The organism is Halovenus anhuiensis (assembly GCF_037080055.1).
Lineage (GTDB): Archaea > Halobacteriota > Halobacteria > Halobacteriales > Haloarculaceae > Halovenus.
In genome coordinates this window covers 499,637-515,971 of sequence record NZ_JBAOJI010000001.1, presented here as the reverse complement: position 1 = coordinate 515,971, position 16,335 = coordinate 499,637, and the positions used below count along the sequence as shown (strand labels likewise).

The 16,335-nt window shown below is 61.9% G+C and carries 20 protein-coding genes and 1 other RNA gene; 11 read left to right on the top strand and 10 right to left on the bottom strand.

Annotated elements, in window-relative coordinates:
- Window positions 1-96 precede the first annotated feature (96 nt).
- Entirely contained in the window at window positions 97-645 is a 549-nt protein-coding gene (locus V8P86_RS02635; protein ID WP_336325688.1) for a DUF7979 domain-containing protein, read from the bottom strand.
- Window positions 646-852: 207 nt separating this feature from the next.
- Here V8P86_RS02635 and V8P86_RS02630 point away from each other — a divergent pair, with 207 nt between their 5' ends.
- Window positions 853-1,830: an NOG1 family protein gene (locus V8P86_RS02630; RefSeq protein ID WP_336325687.1), complete on the top strand. Its 978-nt coding sequence runs from the start codon at window positions 853-855 to the stop codon at window positions 1,828-1,830.
- A 1-nt stretch (window position 1,831) separates the two neighbouring features.
- On the opposite strand, the gene V8P86_RS02625 is transcribed toward V8P86_RS02630, so the two are convergent.
- Window positions 1,832-2,059: a DUF8123 family protein gene (locus V8P86_RS02625; protein WP_336325686.1), complete on the bottom strand. Its 228-nt coding sequence runs from the start codon at window positions 2,057-2,059 to the stop codon at window positions 1,832-1,834.
- Between the two features lie 96 nt (window positions 2,060-2,155).
- Between V8P86_RS02625 and V8P86_RS02620 the strand changes: the two genes are divergently transcribed.
- Complete coding sequence (locus tag V8P86_RS02620; RefSeq protein WP_442909345.1) at window positions 2,156-4,132, top strand: DUF460 domain-containing protein; 1,977 nt, start codon at window positions 2,156-2,158, stop codon at window positions 4,130-4,132.
- Between the two features lie 7 nt (window positions 4,133-4,139).
- Here the strand turns inward: V8P86_RS02620 and V8P86_RS02615 are convergent, their stop codons facing one another.
- Together V8P86_RS02615 and V8P86_RS02610 are read right to left on the bottom strand one after the other, a co-directional pair.
- The gene (locus tag V8P86_RS02615) at window positions 4,140-4,700 is read right to left on the bottom strand and encodes a hypothetical protein (protein ID WP_336325684.1); all 561 of its coding nucleotides are present in this window, start codon (window positions 4,698-4,700) and stop codon (window positions 4,140-4,142) included.
- Between the two features lie 75 nt (window positions 4,701-4,775).
- Window positions 4,776-4,985, bottom strand: a complete 210-nt coding sequence (locus V8P86_RS02610) for a DUF7470 family protein (protein ID WP_336325683.1) — start codon at window positions 4,983-4,985, stop codon at window positions 4,776-4,778.
- Window positions 4,986-5,081: 96 nt separating this feature from the next.
- Between V8P86_RS02610 and eif1A the strand changes: the two genes are divergently transcribed.
- A complete protein-coding gene (gene eif1A, locus V8P86_RS02605) occupies window positions 5,082-5,369 on the top strand; it encodes a translation initiation factor eIF-1A (protein ID WP_336325682.1) in 288 nt (95 codons plus the stop codon).
- Window positions 5,370-5,381: 12 nt separating this feature from the next.
- Here eif1A and trpB read toward each other — a convergent pair whose 3' ends face one another.
- Window positions 5,382-6,563: a tryptophan synthase subunit beta gene (gene trpB / locus V8P86_RS02600; protein WP_336325681.1), complete on the bottom strand. Its 1,182-nt coding sequence runs from the start codon at window positions 6,561-6,563 to the stop codon at window positions 5,382-5,384.
- A 117-nt stretch (window positions 6,564-6,680) separates the two neighbouring features.
- On the opposite strand from trpB, the gene V8P86_RS02595 reads away from it, so the two are divergent.
- The 3 genes from V8P86_RS02595 (at window position 6,681) to V8P86_RS02585 (ending at window position 8,733) form a co-directional block, all read left to right on the top strand.
- Entirely contained in the window at window positions 6,681-6,869 is a 189-nt protein-coding gene (locus V8P86_RS02595; RefSeq protein ID WP_336325680.1) for a DUF7576 family protein, read from the top strand.
- Window positions 6,870-7,047: 178 nt separating this feature from the next.
- Window positions 7,048-7,410 (top strand): DUF7522 family protein, encoded by a 363-nt coding sequence (locus V8P86_RS02590; protein WP_336325679.1) that lies wholly within the window; start codon window positions 7,048-7,050, stop codon window positions 7,408-7,410.
- Between the two features lie 63 nt (window positions 7,411-7,473).
- Window positions 7,474-8,733 carry a tRNA (N(6)-L-threonylcarbamoyladenosine(37)-C(2))-methylthiotransferase gene (locus V8P86_RS02585; protein WP_336325678.1) on the top strand — a complete coding sequence of 420 codons (1,260 nt, stop codon included), beginning with the start codon at window positions 7,474-7,476 and terminating at the stop codon, window positions 8,731-8,733.
- Here V8P86_RS02585 and V8P86_RS02580 read toward each other — a convergent pair whose 3' ends face one another.
- Window positions 8,734-10,458: a sensor histidine kinase gene (locus V8P86_RS02580; protein ID WP_336325677.1), complete on the bottom strand. Its 1,725-nt coding sequence runs from the start codon at window positions 10,456-10,458 to the stop codon at window positions 8,734-8,736. It abuts the gene before it with no gap.
- A 153-nt stretch (window positions 10,459-10,611) separates the two neighbouring features.
- On the opposite strand from V8P86_RS02580, the gene rnpB reads away from it, so the two are divergent.
- The 3 genes from rnpB to V8P86_RS02565 all read left to right on the top strand — a co-directional run bounded on the left by rnpB (window position 10,612) and on the right by V8P86_RS02565 (window position 12,056).
- An RNA gene (gene rnpB / locus V8P86_RS02575) (RNase P RNA component) lies at window positions 10,612-11,075 on the top strand.
- A 121-nt stretch (window positions 11,076-11,196) separates the two neighbouring features.
- Complete coding sequence (locus V8P86_RS02570) at window positions 11,197-11,703, top strand: halocyanin domain-containing protein (protein ID WP_336325676.1); 507 nt, start codon at window positions 11,197-11,199, stop codon at window positions 11,701-11,703.
- A 74-nt stretch (window positions 11,704-11,777) separates the two neighbouring features.
- Window positions 11,778-12,056 (top strand): WNWW family protein, encoded by a 279-nt coding sequence (locus V8P86_RS02565; protein WP_336325675.1) that lies wholly within the window; start codon window positions 11,778-11,780, stop codon window positions 12,054-12,056.
- On the opposite strand, the gene V8P86_RS02560 is transcribed toward V8P86_RS02565, so the two are convergent.
- Window positions 12,053-12,976 carry a cobalamin-binding protein gene (locus V8P86_RS02560; RefSeq protein ID WP_336325674.1) on the bottom strand — a complete coding sequence of 308 codons (924 nt, stop codon included), beginning with the start codon at window positions 12,974-12,976 and terminating at the stop codon, window positions 12,053-12,055. The two genes, V8P86_RS02565 and V8P86_RS02560, sit on opposite strands and share 4 nt — an antisense overlap.
- A gap of 35 nt (window positions 12,977-13,011) precedes the next feature.
- Window positions 13,012-13,311, bottom strand: coding sequence for a DUF6432 family protein (locus tag V8P86_RS02555; protein ID WP_336325673.1), 300 nt, complete (start codon window positions 13,309-13,311; stop codon window positions 13,012-13,014).
- Window positions 13,312-13,408: 97 nt separating this feature from the next.
- Between V8P86_RS02555 and V8P86_RS02550 the strand changes: the two genes are divergently transcribed.
- Window positions 13,409-14,167, top strand: a complete 759-nt coding sequence (locus tag V8P86_RS02550) for a DUF7093 family protein (protein ID WP_336325672.1) — start codon at window positions 13,409-13,411, stop codon at window positions 14,165-14,167.
- Between the two features lie 53 nt (window positions 14,168-14,220).
- Complete coding sequence (locus V8P86_RS02545) at window positions 14,221-14,613, top strand: DUF5611 family protein (protein ID WP_336325671.1); 393 nt, start codon at window positions 14,221-14,223, stop codon at window positions 14,611-14,613.
- A 26-nt stretch (window positions 14,614-14,639) separates the two neighbouring features.
- Here the strand turns inward: V8P86_RS02545 and V8P86_RS02540 are convergent, their stop codons facing one another.
- Together V8P86_RS02540 and V8P86_RS02535 are read right to left on the bottom strand one after the other, a co-directional pair.
- Complete coding sequence (locus V8P86_RS02540) at window positions 14,640-14,957, bottom strand: hypothetical protein (RefSeq protein WP_336325670.1); 318 nt, start codon at window positions 14,955-14,957, stop codon at window positions 14,640-14,642.
- A 125-nt stretch (window positions 14,958-15,082) separates the two neighbouring features.
- The gene (locus V8P86_RS02535; protein ID WP_336325669.1) at window positions 15,083-16,288 is read right to left on the bottom strand and encodes a KaiC domain-containing protein; all 1,206 of its coding nucleotides are present in this window, start codon (window positions 16,286-16,288) and stop codon (window positions 15,083-15,085) included.
- Between the last annotated feature and the right edge of the window lie 47 nt (window positions 16,289-16,335).

Genomic DNA, 16,335 nt, shown 5'->3' with positions numbered 1-16,335 from the left:
ATAACTAGTTAGTATCTGATCAGCTGTTGGGTAGCAACTAGTTAGGTGTCTGTCGAAGGAAGACGATGTCTCTCGCTCGTCGGCTCTCTGTCTCGATCAGCGATCCGTCCGACCGGTGTCAGATCGGTCGGTTAGTGCGTAATCGAGTGCGGTGGCACCGAAGAAGACGAGCGTCACGACACCGCCGATCAGATACACCAGCCAGATCACGAACCCCGTTCCGAAATCACCGCGGTACGAGCCGCGCAGCGCGTAACACTCCGATTCGTACCGGATGTAATTCGTCGCACCCGTATCCCGTTCGAGCACGAGGTCGTCGGGGTGCGTTTGGGTCGTGTATTCGCCGTTCGCCTGAAGCGTCGAGCGAAACACCTCTTGGGCCGCTGGCGATAACTCGCTGAAGTTGGTTTCCGCAGAGTGAGTCCCGCACTGGTCGACCGTATAATCGATCGTGTTGGCGTTGTACTCGATGCCAGCAGCGACACCGACGGTGCCCAGTGGACAGACAACTGTCACCAGTAGTAGCAACTGGGGACGCGAGAGATCGAGAGTGATCTTCTCTCGGAGGAATACGACACACGCAAACACCACGACGGTCCCGACCCCGGCGAACAGCACCGCTTCCTCCGGCGATACTGTCGACATATCGAACTCTCTCTGTGACACCCATATATGCTTTCTGTGGTTCTCAAGACTCTGAATAAAAGTGCGGGTCTCGACTCACACTCACCGCCTCAGTATCGAATCCGGTACCGAATGCGTAGTGTCCGTCGATCGGCCCGGGAGTTCGGCGCGCTCGCTGTATTTGTCGAACAGACGCGCTTTTCAGTCCTCACCGGGTAGAGATGGACAATGAGCCACCCATTCGAGAGTTTACCGACGACGCCCCGCAGCGAGGAGCTGATCGACAAGGCTTTCTCGCGAGCGGCCCGCGCCGGCCGGGCGAAAGACGGCACCGACGCCCAGCAGTCGATGCTGTTGACAGCGGCGAATATCGTTTCCGACAATCTCCAGAACGTCGTCTCTGACTGGCCGGATTTCGACCGTCTCGATCCCTTCTACTACGAACTCGCGGACGCTATCGTCGACGCCGACGCGCTGCGGCAGCATCTCAACGAACTGAGTTGGGCGAGCAACAAGGCTACCGAGATCCGCTACGAGTACGAACCGCGCCTCTCCGGCGACCGGGAGACTGCGACGCAGTTCCGCAAGCAGGCGTTTGCCCGCATCGCAGACGTTGTCGAGGAAATCGAAGACGACCTGCTGGCCGTCGCCGACGCCCGCGAGCAGTTGCGCGGACTGCCGGATATCCGCCCGGACGAGCCGACGATTGTCGTCGCCGGCTACCCCAACGTCGGTAAATCCTCCTTCGTCAACGAGGTCACGCGAGCGAGCAACGAGGAGGCCTCCTATCCGTTCACGACGACGGACATTCAGATCGGCCATGTCGAAGCGAAGCGCATCAAGTACCAGCTCGTCGACACTCCGGGGCTGCTCGACCGGCCGCCGGAGGAGCGCAACGATTCCGAATCGCAAGCCGTCAGCGCGCTCGAACACGCTGGCGACGCCGTGATGGTCGTTCTCGACCCCTCCGGCGACTGTGGCTATCCCCTCAACGTCCAACTGGAACTGCGGGCGGATATCGTCGACCGGTTCGACGTGCCAGTGGTGACCGTCGCGAACAAGCGGGATCGATTCGAGGGTGCGCCGCCAGACGAAGCAGACTACGTGATGAGCGTCGCAACCGACGAGAACGTCGAAGAGGTGCTGGACGCGGTGATCGAAGCGGTCGGATACGAGCCGGAACTGCCGATCGACGAGGACAGATAGCTCAGTTCAGCGCGCGGATGTCCTCCAGATCGTATCCCTGCGTGACGAGCACGAGGAGGGCAACGAGGACGATCGATAGCAGGATGCCGACGGTCTGGACCACGCCGACGAGCGGGGAGGCAGCCGTCGCCCAGGGGAGACCGATGAACGTCCCGAGGAGGGTGATCAACAGATATCCCCCGGCAACCAGGCCGAGCACCGCCAGTTTGTCGTCGTAGGAGATGTTCATACTGGCCACCACGAGACTCCGCGTACTAAATCGTGCGGTTTGGTCCGCACGGGTCGCGGGATAACATTCAAACGAATGCCAGCCCTACCGCCGTCTGTGAGCGATCGCACGGCAGCCCTGGATGCGGTCATCTTCGGCGTCGACATTCAGAGCGGGGATGTCCGCGGCGATGCCCCCTCCTACGCACTCGTTGTCTTCGACGGCGACAACATCGAGCGAGACGTGGTCAGCTACCGGAAACTCCGCCGTCGGATCGACGACGAGCGACCCGCGATGGTCGCGACCGACAACATGTACGAACTCGCCGAGGACAAAGACGCCCTCGTTCACTTTCTCGGCTCGCTCCCGCCGGAGACGACACTCGTGCAGGTCACCGGCGGCACGGAGCCAGAACCGCTCTCCCGGGTTGCCTCCCGCCACGGCGTTCCCTACGGCAAACAGCCGATGAAAGAAGCCGAGGCCGCCGCCCGCCTCGCCGCCGCCAACGTCGGCAAGGAGGTCACCGCCTTCACGAACACGACCGAAGTCAAGGTCGCCCGCGGGCGATCGACCGGCGGGGGCGGTGGCTGGAGCGAAGACCGGTACACCCGCCGGATTCACGGCTCGGTCAAACGACGCGCCCGCGAAGTCGAGTCCGAACTCGACGATGCCGGCCTTGAGTACGAACGGGACGTGACCGAGAAGTACGGCGGCTTCTCGAACGCCATCTTCACCGTCGAGGCCCGCCCGCAGGACCTGCCGGTCTCGACGGAGCGATCCGGCGACGTACGGATCGAGATCGAACGACAGCGCCGCGACGGCGTGGAGTTCGAGCCAATCGTCAAGCGCCGTGACCGGATCATCGTCGGCATCGATCCCGGGACGACGACGGCCGTCGCCATCGTCAGCACCGACGGCGCAGTGCTGGATGTGATCAGCACTCGGACAGCAGATACCGCGGATGTGATCGAGTGGATCATCGAACGCGGTCGGCCGGTGATCGTCGCCGCGGACGTGACGCCGATGCCCGAGACTGTCGAGAAGATCCGCCGGAGTTTCGATGCCGCTGGCTGGGTGCCAGACCGGGACCTCCCTGTCGACGTGAAACAGCACCGCACCCGCGAGGAGGGCTACGACAACGACCACGAACGCGACGCCATCGCGGCCGCGTTCGGGGCCTACGACGCCCGCAAAGCCCAGTTCGAGCGAATCGCCCGCGAAACCCCGCCGCGGCAGGATCTCGGCACCGTCATCGAACGGGTCGTCGCAGGAGAGGAGCCGCTGGCGGAGGTGCTCGACGATCTCAAAGAGGACGACAGCGACGACAGCGAGGAGACCGAACACGTCGAGCGGGAACTGACCGCCGAGGAACGGCGGATCAACCGGCTGGAAACGCAGGTCCAGCGCCTGCAAGATCACGTCGATACGCTCGAAGAGACCATCCAGCGCAAAGACGACCGTATCGACGAGTACGAACAGAAACTGGACGAGGCTCGCAGCGAACAGCGCCGCGAGACCCGCAAGAGCCGCGAGGTTACCCGCCTGGAGCGGGAAAACGACCGACTGGAGCGGGAACTCGAAGACGAGCGCGAGCGCGTCGAGGAACTGGACGGCAAACTCGAACGGCTGAAAGCACTGTGGAAACTCGATCACTCGAATTTCGCCGACGTGTCGGAGAAAAAATCCGGGTTGGTTCCGGTGAAGGTCGTCGAGCAGTTCACCCGCGACGCAATCGAGACTGCAGACGAGCAGTTCGGCCTCGCCGAGGACGACGTGGTCTTCCTGCGAGACGCCAGCGGCGCGGGGCGGTCGACCGCCGAACTACTTGCCGACATCGACCCGCAGATTGTCCTGCGCAACGGGAAACTGTCGGACATGGCCGACCGGGTTCTCTTTGACCACGAGATTCCGGTCGCGCCGGCGGATCTTGTGACGGTTCAGGAGGTGGACGAACTCGCCGTTGCGCGGGAATCCGAGGTCGAAGACGCGATCGCAGATTGGGAAGAGCGCGCCGAAGAGCGCGAACGCCAGCAGAGCGCGGAGATGGTCGACCGGTTGATCAGCGAACACCGCGCCGACCGACCGGAGGGCTAGTCCGTTCTCACTCCTGATCGGAAACCGTCCACTCATTCGACACACTCCCCTCTGGCCCTCGCAGTCGAAGCGTTGCAGTTGCGGACTCGGTCGGAATGCTGAATATCAGCCAGCCAGTCGTTTCACTACCACTCGAAAGCTCCGTCGTCGGCGGGAACAGTGATCCGCTGACCGGTTCGGCGATTGCCGAGGCGATGCCGTCTGGATCATCTCGAAACGTCACCTGGTACGGATCTTGTGTTTCTCCGTCTACTTCGATGCTGAACTGTGGTGGTGTCGGGAGTTGTCCTGCGCTCTCTGTGGGATTGTCTGCGGAGAGTCCGACAACCAGAATCTGTAATTCTCCCTTCGGGACCAGTGAGGTTTCCTCGTCAAGCACGAGCACAGCCTCGTCTGTCGTCTCGACGCGGTCGACGGCCAGTTCAATCCCATCGTCCGTCGTATACGACTGTTGTGAGTCCCCCTCTTCCTGAGCCGTGGGTTCCGAATCTTCCGTTTGCGCAGTGAGTTCAGAACACCCAGCAATTGCCGCTGATAGAACACAACCGAGATACGCTCGTCGTTGCATAGCAGTAGCTCTGAGTGCAGAGCAAAGAAACTTCCAATCCCGTCAGAGAACGAGAGCGGTTCTGCTTACTCACCACTAGGCCATCCCCATCGACTTCATAAACCGGCTGATCATGCCGTAGGTGAGCAGGCACAATCCTCCGATCACCAGCCCGAGTCCGCCCGCGAGTTTCGGGCGGTCGGTCGCGATCACAGCCAACCCCGCCGCGACGATACCGATACCGTACTTACCCTCGCTGCCGGCCATCTTTTCGAGTTCTTCGCTGGCCTCCTGGATGCGTCCCATGGCTATCGATGGACCACACCCGATAATAAAGTCGGTGACTTTCGACGCCGATTGATTCTCGCAGAAGTTATACGTCTCCCTCCTAAATCGTGACGTATGAGCGACAACGAGGGGCGCAAGGACCTTCGGATGCCCGACGACGAAGAGGTGTTCGCGGTCGTCGTCGACATGCTCGGAGCCAACCGCGTCCGCGTCAGGTGCATGGACGGTGTCGAACGAACTGCTCGCATCCCCGGCAAGATGCAAAAACGCATCTGGATCCGTGAAGACGATGTTGTCCTTGTCGAACCGTGGGACTGGCAGGACGAAAAAGCCGACATCACCTGGCGATACGACAAGCAGGAAGCCGACCAACTCCGCGACGAAGGTCACATTCAGGAGTAACTTTTCTTCCGTCTACTCCGAGGAGGGCGTCAGATCGAACTGCTCGGCCGCCGAGCGCATATCCTTGTCACCGCGCCCGCAGAGATTGACTAAGATCGTGTCGTGCTCGTCTTCTTCGGCCAGTTGGATCGCCAGCGCGATGGCGTGACTCGGCTCGAAGGCCGGGATGATCCCCTCACTCTCGGAGAGTTCGCGGAAGGCGGCCAGCGCTTGTTCGTCGGTAATCGCCCGGTACTCCGCTCGTCCGGTTTCCTGCAGAGCGGCGTGTTCCGGACCGACGCCCGGATAGTCGAGACCGGCGCTGATGGAGTGGTTCTCGGTGTCGTCGTCGATGACTTTCGTCATCGCGCCTTGGAACACTTCGCCCTCGCTGTCGGCGTTTTCCGACAGCGGCGCGGAGTGGTGTCCGGAGTTGAGCCCTTTCCCGCCGGGTTCCGCGCCGTACAGTGCGACATCTTCGTCGTCGCGGAAGGCATCGAACAGGCCGATGGAGTTCGAGCCGCCGCCGACACAGGCAACACAGGCGTCCGGCAGATCACCGTGTAGCTCCTGAATCTGCTCGCGGGCTTCCTTGCCGATCACGGACTGGAATTCGCGGACCATTCGTGGGAAGGGATCAGGACCGACTGCGCTGCCGACGAGGTAGTGCGTGTCGTCGACGTTCTCGACGAGGTCTTCGAGCGCGGCGTCGACTGCCTCGGCGAGTCCTTCGTTGCCGCGGGTGACCGATTTGACTTCCGCGCCCATCAGGCGCATGCGGAAGACGTTCATCTCCTGGCGCTGGATGTCCTTGCGACCCATGTAGACGGTCGTGTCGAGATCCAGCAGCGCGCCGACCATCGCCGTCGCGGTGCCGTGCTGGCCTGCACCCGTCTCGGCGATCAACCGCTCTTTGCCGGCCTGCTTGGCAAGCAGTCCCTGCCCGAGCGTGTTGTTGAGTTTGTGTGCGCCGCCGTGGAGCAGGTCTTCGTGTTTGAAGTAGATGTCCGCGCCGTACCGCTCCGAGAGCGTCTCGGCGTAGAAGACCGGTGTCGGTCGACCGGCGTAGTGTTCGAGCAGATACTCAAACTCCTCCCAGAACTGTTCGGACTCGATCGCTTCCTCGAATCCCGCCGCGAGTTGGGCGAGCGGTTCTTCGAGCGGTTCCGGAACGTGTCGTCCGCCGTACCCGGCGTACGTGCCGTCTGATGCCATACTCGTCTCACAGGGGGCCGCGGGTAAAAAACTCGCCCAATTTCTCCGGTCTCGCGCGCCAACTCTCGTCTTCCAATATATGAGATTAAGTATGGGCAACCCATCGCTTGAGTCAACATGGTTGATCCGACGTCCGATCTCAACGAAGACATCTCGGCGGATGAGGCCCCAGCGTGTGAGTCCTGCGGTGAAACAATCCTCGACAGCACCGAACACCGCGTCATCACGTGGATCGAAGACGGGAGCGTCGAGGCGGCTCACTTCTGTGACGAGGACTGCCGCATGGCGTGGGAGGGCGAGTCGTAGCCCCTGCGGCTTCGAGATCCCTACACCCTCACCCGTTCTTTCTCTCAATCTCCGGTCTTTCGCTAGCTACGTTATTACTGGTCTCTACCGTCGAAAACGGCCGACGAAACTGAATCAGCGCTCGGCCCGCTCCGAAGACGACACGACCGTTTATATTAGTTGCAAACTATTGGTACGTATGACATCGGGGTTCGTCGAGACGTTTCGGGAGATCGATAGTGGTCTGCGAATTATCGTCACCTTCGCGAATACAGACTGGGAGATCGAGTACATCAGGGACGATCTCGAAGAGACGTACACTGAGGAGGAGTTCGAGAAGACGTATCGCGAACATCTCGCCAGCCAACTGGCCTCGGAAAATCTCAGCGCCGTCATCGAGGGTGGTGAGTTCGTCGGCGAGATGTTTCTCTTCGAGGATATCGTGGTGTTTCAGTTCCCGTCCTCGCGGTACGAGGGGATGTTCGTGTCCTACGACTGGACGGAGTCGTTTCCGACAAACGACGTGTTCGCGGCCGCCGACGAACTCCCGACGATCGAGTGAGACGACCGCGCCGTCGGCACGAAACGCCGTGTTTTAGTCTCCCCATCCCCGAATACGGACAAGATGGCCCGCTATCACATCGAGACCTATGGGTGTACCTCCAACCGGGGTGAGAGCCGCCAGATCGAGCGTGCGCTTCGGGACGGCGGCCACCACCCTGCGGACGGACCGGAGGAAGCAGACGTTGCAATCCTGAACACCTGTACGGTCGTCGAGAAAACCGAGCACAACATGCTCCGGCGGGCCGAGGAACTCGACGAAGAGACGCCGGCGGATCTCGTCATCACGGGCTGTATGGCGCTGGCCCAGGGCGAGCAGTTCCGCGACGCCGACATCGACGCCGAAGTGCTGCACTGGGACGAGGTGCCCGAACATGTCCGCAACGGCGAGTGCCCGACGGCGACGCCCGACACCGAACCGGTCATCGACGGCGTCGTCGGCATCCTCCCAATCGCTCGGGGCTGTATGAGCGACTGCTCGTACTGTATCACGAAGCAGGCGACTGGGCGGATCGACTCCCCATCGGTCGAGGAGAACGTCCGAAAGGCTCGCGCGCTGGTCCATGCTGGCGCGAAGGAGATCCGCATTACCGGCCAGGACACCGGCGTCTACGGCTGGGACCGAAATCAGGGCGAGAGCCTGCTGCCCGAACTGCTCGACCGGATCTGTACGGAAATCGACGGGGAGTTCCGGGTTCGCGTGGGCATGGCTAACCCGAAGGGTGTCCACGGTGTCCGCGAACAGTTGGCGGAGGTCTTCGCGGAACACGACAAGCTATACAACTTCCTGCACGCGCCGGTCCAGTCCGGCAGCGACGAGATGCTGCGGGACATGCGCCGCCAACATACCGTCTCGGAGTACGTCGAAGTCGTCGAGACCTTCGACGAGTATCTCGACGAGTGGACGCTGTCGACGGACTTCATCGTCGGCTTCCCGTCCGAGACCGAACACGACCACGAGCAGTCGCTGGCGCTGCTCCGGGAGACTCGTCCAGAGAAGATCAACGTGACGCGGTTCTCGAAGCGGCCCGGAACCGACGCCGCCGAGATGAAGGGGCTGGGCGGACAGGTCAAGAAGGACCGTTCCTCGGAGATGACCGATCTCAAGATGGAGGTTGTCGGCGGGGCTTACGAGTCGATGGTCGGCACCGAGCGGGAAGTGTTGCTGGTCGAAGATGGCACCGAGGACAGCCTCGTCGGCTACGACAGTGCGTATCGACAGGTCGCCGTTCCGGGTGCGGAGGAGTACGCCGACCTCGGCGAGATCGTCACCTGCGAGATCACCGGTCAGAACACGGTCTACGCGCTCGGCGAACTCTGTTAACTACTCTCGCTGTGGCCCGTCGGCGACGACGTTCTCGGTTTCTTCGGCTGTCTCGGCGACGATTGACGGGGGAAACGACAGCGTGATCGTGCTTCCCTCCTCGGTCTCGAAGGTGACACCGCCGCCGAGACGTGCCGTTCCCCACTTGACAAGCCAGAGACCGAGTCCGCTGCCGTGTTCCAGTGCCGTCTCCTCGCCCCGCTGGATCACCTCTAGCTCGTGGTCCGGAATACCGGGACCGTCGTCGTCGACGGTGATCTCGAAGGCGGTATCGGTCTGGCTGGCAGTGATCCGCACCGTCGGGTCGCTTTCCCCGTGTTCGATCGCGTTCTCGACCAACTGCCGGAGGACCGACCGGAGAATGAGTGGATTCGTCCGGAGTCGAACCGCGGGTGTTTCGACCGAGATGGTGGCGGCGGGATGTTCCGCCTGAATCTCTTTGATCGTCTCGAAAATCGTCGCGAGGTCGACGACTTGCCGGTCGGTCCCGGTGCTGTCGAGTGTCCGCTCGACGGTCCGTGCCGTCTCACTCGTACTCAGCAGGTTGTCGACGGCGTCGGTCGCAATGGTCAGGCTCTGTTCGCCCTGCTCGTCGATCACTCGGTCTTCGGCGATGCCGAGATGGCCCTGCACGATGGTCAACTCGTTGCGGAGGTTGTGCCGAAGCACGCGGTTGAGCACCGAGAGCCGCTCTTTGCGCTGGACTTCCTCGGTGATCTCCTGAAAGAGCAGCGTGTAGCCGACGTGGTTGTCATCGGAGTCCGAAAGTGGTGCGCACTCGACGCTGAACTCCCGTCGACGCCCGTCGGATTGGATGGTGAGTCGCTGTGTCGTCGACTCGATATCGATCTCGCTGTCGACGATTTCGGAGATGTGGTTCGTGGCAACTGCTTCCGGATCGACGCCAAATAGGTCGGCCGCGGCCGAATTCGATTCGACGACCCGACTGTCGGTGTCGAGGACAAACACGGGGCTCTGGAGGTCCTCGAACGCCGACCGTTCCGCTGCCCGACTCGTCGCTGGATGGAACTCGAACATTCCCTTGCCGACGAAGGCGTAGGCGTCCAGCGCGATGTGCGGGAGCAACGCGTAGACGAGGACATTGACTTCGCCGCCGAGCCTGACGCCGAGCAGCCAGGCGAACAACCCGGCAGCGGCCGGCCCGAAACTCAGTCCGACCGCGAGCGCCTCACTCCGGTACAGCGGGCCGTAACTCCAGACGGTATCGAACAGGACGAGTGCGCCGATTCCGCCGACCGTCGTCCCGCCGAGCACTGTCACGTAGAACAGCGGCTCGAACGCGTACGAGACGGTCGCGACACCGTAGACTGATTCGATCGTGAATCCGGTCCAGAACAGTTCGTGCCAGTCGTTCAGCGGGAGCAAGACCGTGACGGCCAGTGGTACCGCGAACAGCGACCGAAACCACCACGACCGGACGAGTTTCGAGCGCCCGGTGTATTCGAGGGCAAACGCGAGAAACGGGACGCCGATCCAGTGCAGTCCGATGATTCCGGCTATTTCGATCCACTCTCGAATCGCCGGATCGAAGACCGTGAGTCCGACGGCGTAACTCAGACAGAACAGTGCCTGTCCCGTGAGGGCGAGCATGAACCACCGCGCACCGGGTCTGTCCCGGTATTGCGAGAGGTAGTACACGAGTGAGGCAGTTCCGAGGCCCGCGACCAACGCACCGAGCACTGGCCACGTGAAAAGGAGACTCAAGAACTGACTCACAATTATGCCGCAGGGTTCGGGGTCGACGGTAATCACCTTTCTGTCCGGTTCTCATCGTTGACAATTGCCTTTTGGCTCGGCCGCCGAGGTGGGATTCTCCCGACCGAACGCCTTACTGTCCCCGGTATCGTAGAGCAAGATGGCAGAGGGAGGTCGGCTTCCGTGTCCCGGCATCACAGACAAGGGACATGAGGAAAGTCCCCCCACCAGTCGGGCAGGTGACCGGGCGCAAGTCCGGGGCGGGAGACCGCCGGCTCTGGAACAGAAACGCGACCCCTCTCCCCGACCGATGAGGCGTGCGAACCCCGCGCAAAAGGCATCCGCCGACGAAGCAACGGGGAGTTAACCCGCCGAGGGAAGCGAGGTCCCCCGGACCTCGAACATGCGAGCGGACGTTGCGAGGTGCTCCGCACCTCGAAGTCGCGGCGCGTAGCGCTGCGCTGTCCGTGAGCAAACGAGACTCTCTGAGTCTCGCACGACGGGAGAGAACGGCTGGAACGGCGAACCCTCACTGGTGCAAGCCCGGACCGATAAGGTAGCCCGGCGACTGGTCCGGGTGCGTAGCCGAATGCCGACGAACAGAAGGGGGCTTACTCCCCTCAGCCACACAACACACAGTTCACGAACGGCGGGACTATGATCCGTTCAGCCGCTGAAACTCCTTATTCCCAGATTTTGGGATATATCGGGAGACTCTTACTTACAGAGACGAACAAATATACTGTTATGCAAAAGAAGACAGACAGGCGAACGTTCCTTGCGGCTGCAGGTGCAACAGCAACGACCGTCGCACTTGCGGGCTGTAGCAGCGGCGGCAGCGACGACGACAACGGTGACAACGGTAGCAGCGGCGGTGCCGACGTTCCCAGCGAAGTCGACACGTATCTGAGCGACAACAGCGCCAACCTCTACGAGGGAAGCGCAGTCGACGAGACAGGATCGAGTTCGGTGTCCGTCGATGTCGGTGGTGGCAGCGATGGACTCGCATTCGACCCGCCGGCCGTCATCGTCAGTCCCGGAACAGAAGTCACCTGGGAGTGGACCGGCAACGGCGGCGCACACAACGTCGTCTCGGCAGACTCCGCTGCGACGAGTTTCGACAGCGGTTCTGCACAGCAGGGCTCCGATATCACGTTCTCAAAGACCTTCGAGTCGGCCGGTAACAATCCGTACTACTGCACCCCGCACCAGAGCGTCGGGATGCACGGTGCGATCATCGTTCAGGAAGAGTAACGTTCGAACCGACGATCCCGATTTTTTGCTTGCCGCGCAGATAGATTAACAAAGGAGCGGGACAACGGTCGTATGTGGACCGGGAACGCCTCGTCGAACGACTCGAAGCCGAGTTCTGCGGAAGCGAGAGCGCTCGCCGTGCCGTCTCCCGACAGGCACGCGATATGGCCGACTCCGGCCGGATCGAGGAGGAACTCGGCTACGAACTCACCGTCGAGACGGTCGTCTCGAACCTGCAGGACGCCCCGGCGGAGTACGGGCTCGTCGAGCGCTGGAACTGGTGGATCGGCTCGCTCGAACTCTCCCACGGCAACTACCAGCGCTTTCGCGTCCGGTCTGACGTTGCCGACTAGTCCAGTGGCTGTTCTGTGAGCATGCGGTCCGTCGAGAGGTGAGCCGTCGCTTCGGGTGGCCCTTCGACTGTCCCCGGATGGACCGCACTCGCGAGCGCGGCCAGCGAGTCGACCAACCGCGGCCCCGGCCGATTCATGTAGTGATGGCCGTCGACGGCGTACACGCGGTCGTTCTGGACAGCCGAGAGCTCTGCCCACCCCTCACGCTCGGTCAGATCAGTCATGTTCCCGCGGGTCTGTCCCAGTCCGAACCCACAGGGTGCGACGATCAACACCTCGGGGTCGTACTCGCGGATCTCGCTCCATTCGCGGGGTCGCGAGCGGTCGCCGGGATCGGCCAGCCCGCAGGTTGCGCCGGCACGGTCGAGCAGTTCGGGGACCCAGTGGCCGGCGACCATCATCGGATCGAGCCAGTCCAGCACGGCGACTCGCGGCCCGCTGTCCGGCGTCTGTGCGGTCAGTTCCTCGATGCGGGCTTCGAGATCGGCTCTGACGGTCGCCGCCTGTTCCGCGCGGTCGAGTCGCCGTCCGAGACGTTCCAGGTCGTCGAGCATGTCGGCGAGGCTGTGGGGGTCGCTCGTGATCACCTCGGCGTCCAGCCCCAGGTCGGCGACCGCCTCGCGGATCTCCGTGTCCTCGACAGCACAGACGTCACAGATACCCTGTGAGACGATCACGTCGGGATCGAGATCAGCCAGCGTCTCCCGATCGATCTCGTAGACGCCGCCGTCGTCGATGGCTTGCTGTACTTGATCGTCGATCTCGCCGCTGTCGGCCGTCGCGTCGATGCGGGAGCTGTTGACCGCCGGCAGGTCGGCGGCTTCGGGCGGGTAATCACACTCGTGAGAGACCCCGACGGGTTCGATCCCGAGCGTAAAGAGCATCTCTGTGGCAGAGGGTAGCAGTGACACTACGCGCATACCAGCCATACGGCCGACAGCGTGTTAACAGTTCCCTAAAAAGGGAACCGGCGACGGAGCTCCTCGAAGAAATCGGTCCCGCCGTCGTCGGGTGCCGTACCGTTCCCGATGGCGTGGTCTTTGGCAAAGATCATCGTTCGCCCGTTCTTTTCGGTCACCTCGATCAGTCCGTCCTCGTTCAACTCGGCGAGGGCCTCTTCTAGGGTGTCGATGTCCTCGTCGACGAGCGCGCGGAGATCGAACACCGTGGTTCCAGTCTCCGTCCGGTCGGCGAGCGCGTCGAGGACGGCAACCTCTGTCTCGTCACGGTCACGGTACTCCTCCTTCGCTCGCATCAGTACAGAGTACGCGAGGCTGGGTCTTATAGATTATCGCAGTTGTCGCTCACACAAGCAGTACGCTTATGGTTCGCAGGATGAGATATTCATGGCAATGAGTTTCAAGTGTTCCGTCTTCGGGCACGCATATGGCGACTCCGAGATCGAACGCGAGCGCGAGGAGGACGGAAGCGAGGTCGTCACGACGATTCGTGAGACACAGACCTGTACACGCTGTGGGGAGACGCGGGTTGTTTCCGAGAACAAGGAAGTAACGACGCTGGAGACCGCCGCGGATATCGTCGCTGGGGATCTCGACGCCGACGAGGAGGCGGAGGGGGGCGAACCGACTGTCGAGGACCCACCGGCCGAATCGGTCGAGGAAGTGTCCGAGTCTGTCGGAGACGCCGAGGTGGTTGACGACGCCGAGGTGGTCGACGACGCCGAGGTGATCGACGATTCGGATTCGGACGACTCGACGGAGGAGCCAGCGGAGCCAGCGATTCAGGACACCGGCTCGGGGCCATCGGGGGCCGCCGATGTCGCCGCGGAGGGCGTCGAGGAGACCGATCCCGAGACCGACGACGGCGTGATTCTCGATGAGGAGGAGGCCGAAGAGACGCCCGAGCGCGAACCCGGTCAGTGGCCCGAGGAACCCGACGACGGCGACGACCAGTGGGAACCGGAGACCGAGGTCGACCCCACACCCGACGAGCAGGAGATCGAACCGGCCGGCAGCGCCGTCACCGTCCCCGAAGGCGAGTTTCACTGCCCGGAGTGTGAGTTTACCACATCGGTTGCGGAATCCTCCCTTCGGCGAGGCGATTTCTGTCCGGAGTGTCACCGCGGCGCGCTCGAACACGTCACCGAGTGACGCGCTGTCCTGAGCACGAAAGAGGTAAGACCGATCCCTCGCAAACCACGACTATGCGAGAGTACAAGATGCGACGGGGCGAGTACCTCGAAGACCGTATCGAGGATATGGAAGCCACGATCGAGGACTACTTCGGATCCATCTCGGGAACCGAGGAGTACAAAGACGGCGAACTGTACATCATCGAGGATCCGGACAATCCTGTCTTCTCGAAAGTCACCGTCGGGACCGTCGAGTATGGCTCGAAAAAGGACAAACTCGCGCTCGATATCGAGGAGCGACCGGCCGAGGAGGTCATCGCTGAGGGCCACGTCGAGGCCGCCGAAGAAGCCGTCGCGATCAAAAACGACTTCCTCGAAGAAGCGACCGGCCGTGATGCCAAGGCACGCCGGGACTCGATGAAACGCTCCGTCGAGGACGACGAAGTACCCGACGACGTCTCGTAATTATCTCTATCGTGCTACTCTCTCCGTTACTCGTCGTTCCGTAGCGTGTCGAGTGCTTCTTCTCCGACGTGTAGCGAGCGCCGACCGGTCGGTTTCTCGGTGATCAACGCGCCAACGGAGAGATCAGGCGTTCCGTCTTCGCCGTACAGTTCGTCGGGAGGTGTTCCGATGCCGACGGCGTTTTTGACCGTCAGCATCGCTTCGCGCTGGCCGTCGGCTTCGGTCTCGGCCGCCGCGATATCGACGTGGTCGACTTCTTCGTCGCGGGCATCCAGTCGGTCCAGCACCGACTCGACGTGCTCGGTAGGATCCGCAGAATCGTAGACGAACGCGAGTACTCGCATACGACCACTATCGGCCGGATCGGTATGGATTTCCCGGTCGCGGCTCATACTGGTGGCTGTAAATTCGTAAAGATATTCGACTCCACATGGGGTCGAAATTCCTCAGTTTCTTACAGCCACCAGTATCAGAAGATATTGGCCTGCTGGTAGACCGACAGTCCATCGTCGGTCATCTCGTAGGGCTTCTTCTCGCGGGAGTGGTTGGCGTTTCGGATCTTCTGGATTTCGACGGCCAGTCGGGTCTCCTGGGTTTCGCCGCGGACGTACTGCAGGACGAAGACGGCGTCGGTCAGATACTCGATGATACCGTGTCGCGAGGCGTAGGCGTTGTTCTCGCTGGCTTCGCTGGTGAGAAACGTCGTCACGCCGGCCTTCTTCAGCGACCGAGTGAAATCGAAGACCTCGGTCCGGCGTTTGGCCTGATTGTCGTACATCATCTCCAGCAGCGAGACGGAGTCGAGTACGAGGCGGTCGGCGTCGAAATCCCGGATCAATCGCGGAAGTTCGGCCTGGATGTTGTCGAGGCTGTTGGCCATCTCGACGGGATCGAGGTCGACGACTGCGAGTCGATCCTCTTCCTCGTAGCTCTCGAAGTCCCAGCCGAACTCGTTGGCCGTCGCGATGATCGCCTCGTGGCTCTGTTCGAGCGTGATGAAGACGGAATTTTCGCCGTTTATGAGCCCGTGGTGGAGAAACTGCAGGCCGAAAGTCGTCTTTCCGGTCCCGGCGCTTCCGATTGTGGTCATCAGGTGTCGCTCCGGAATTCCTCCCTGGATCATATTGTCGAGGCCCTCGATCCCGAGATCGATTCGCGGGATTTCGGACTCGAAGTCCTCTTCTTCGAATTCGGAGTCTCCGCCGCCGCCGAGACCGCCGAACCCCTCGTCGTCGAAGAGGTCCTCTTCGCCGCCGCCGAACTCGCCCCCATTGCCTGACCCGAACCCACCGCCGTCGTCGCCGAAGGGATCGCTCTCCCCGCTGCCGTCGAACGAATCACCCTCGCTCATCTCTTCGTCGAAACTGGCTTCGGACCCGAAGGGACTGTCCTCGCCTGCTCCGTTGGTCGTCTCTCCGCCGAAGGTCTCGCCGTCGCCGCTGTCGTCCCACGGAGAGTCCGCTGTGTCGGAGCGTTTGTCGTCGTCGGCGTCACCCCAAGGAGAGTCCTCGCTCTCGGATTGTTCGGTATCGTCGGTGTCGCCCCAGGGTGACTCCCTCTCTTCAGATTGTTCGGTATCGTCGGTGTCACCCCATGGATTCTCCTCGCTCTCAGAGTGTTCTTCGTCCTCGTCGTCACCGGAGAGGGCGCTCTCGAACCAGTCGTCGTCGCTCATAACTGTCCCTCAGACCGCCGGATCATATCGAATAGTTATGTTGAGTC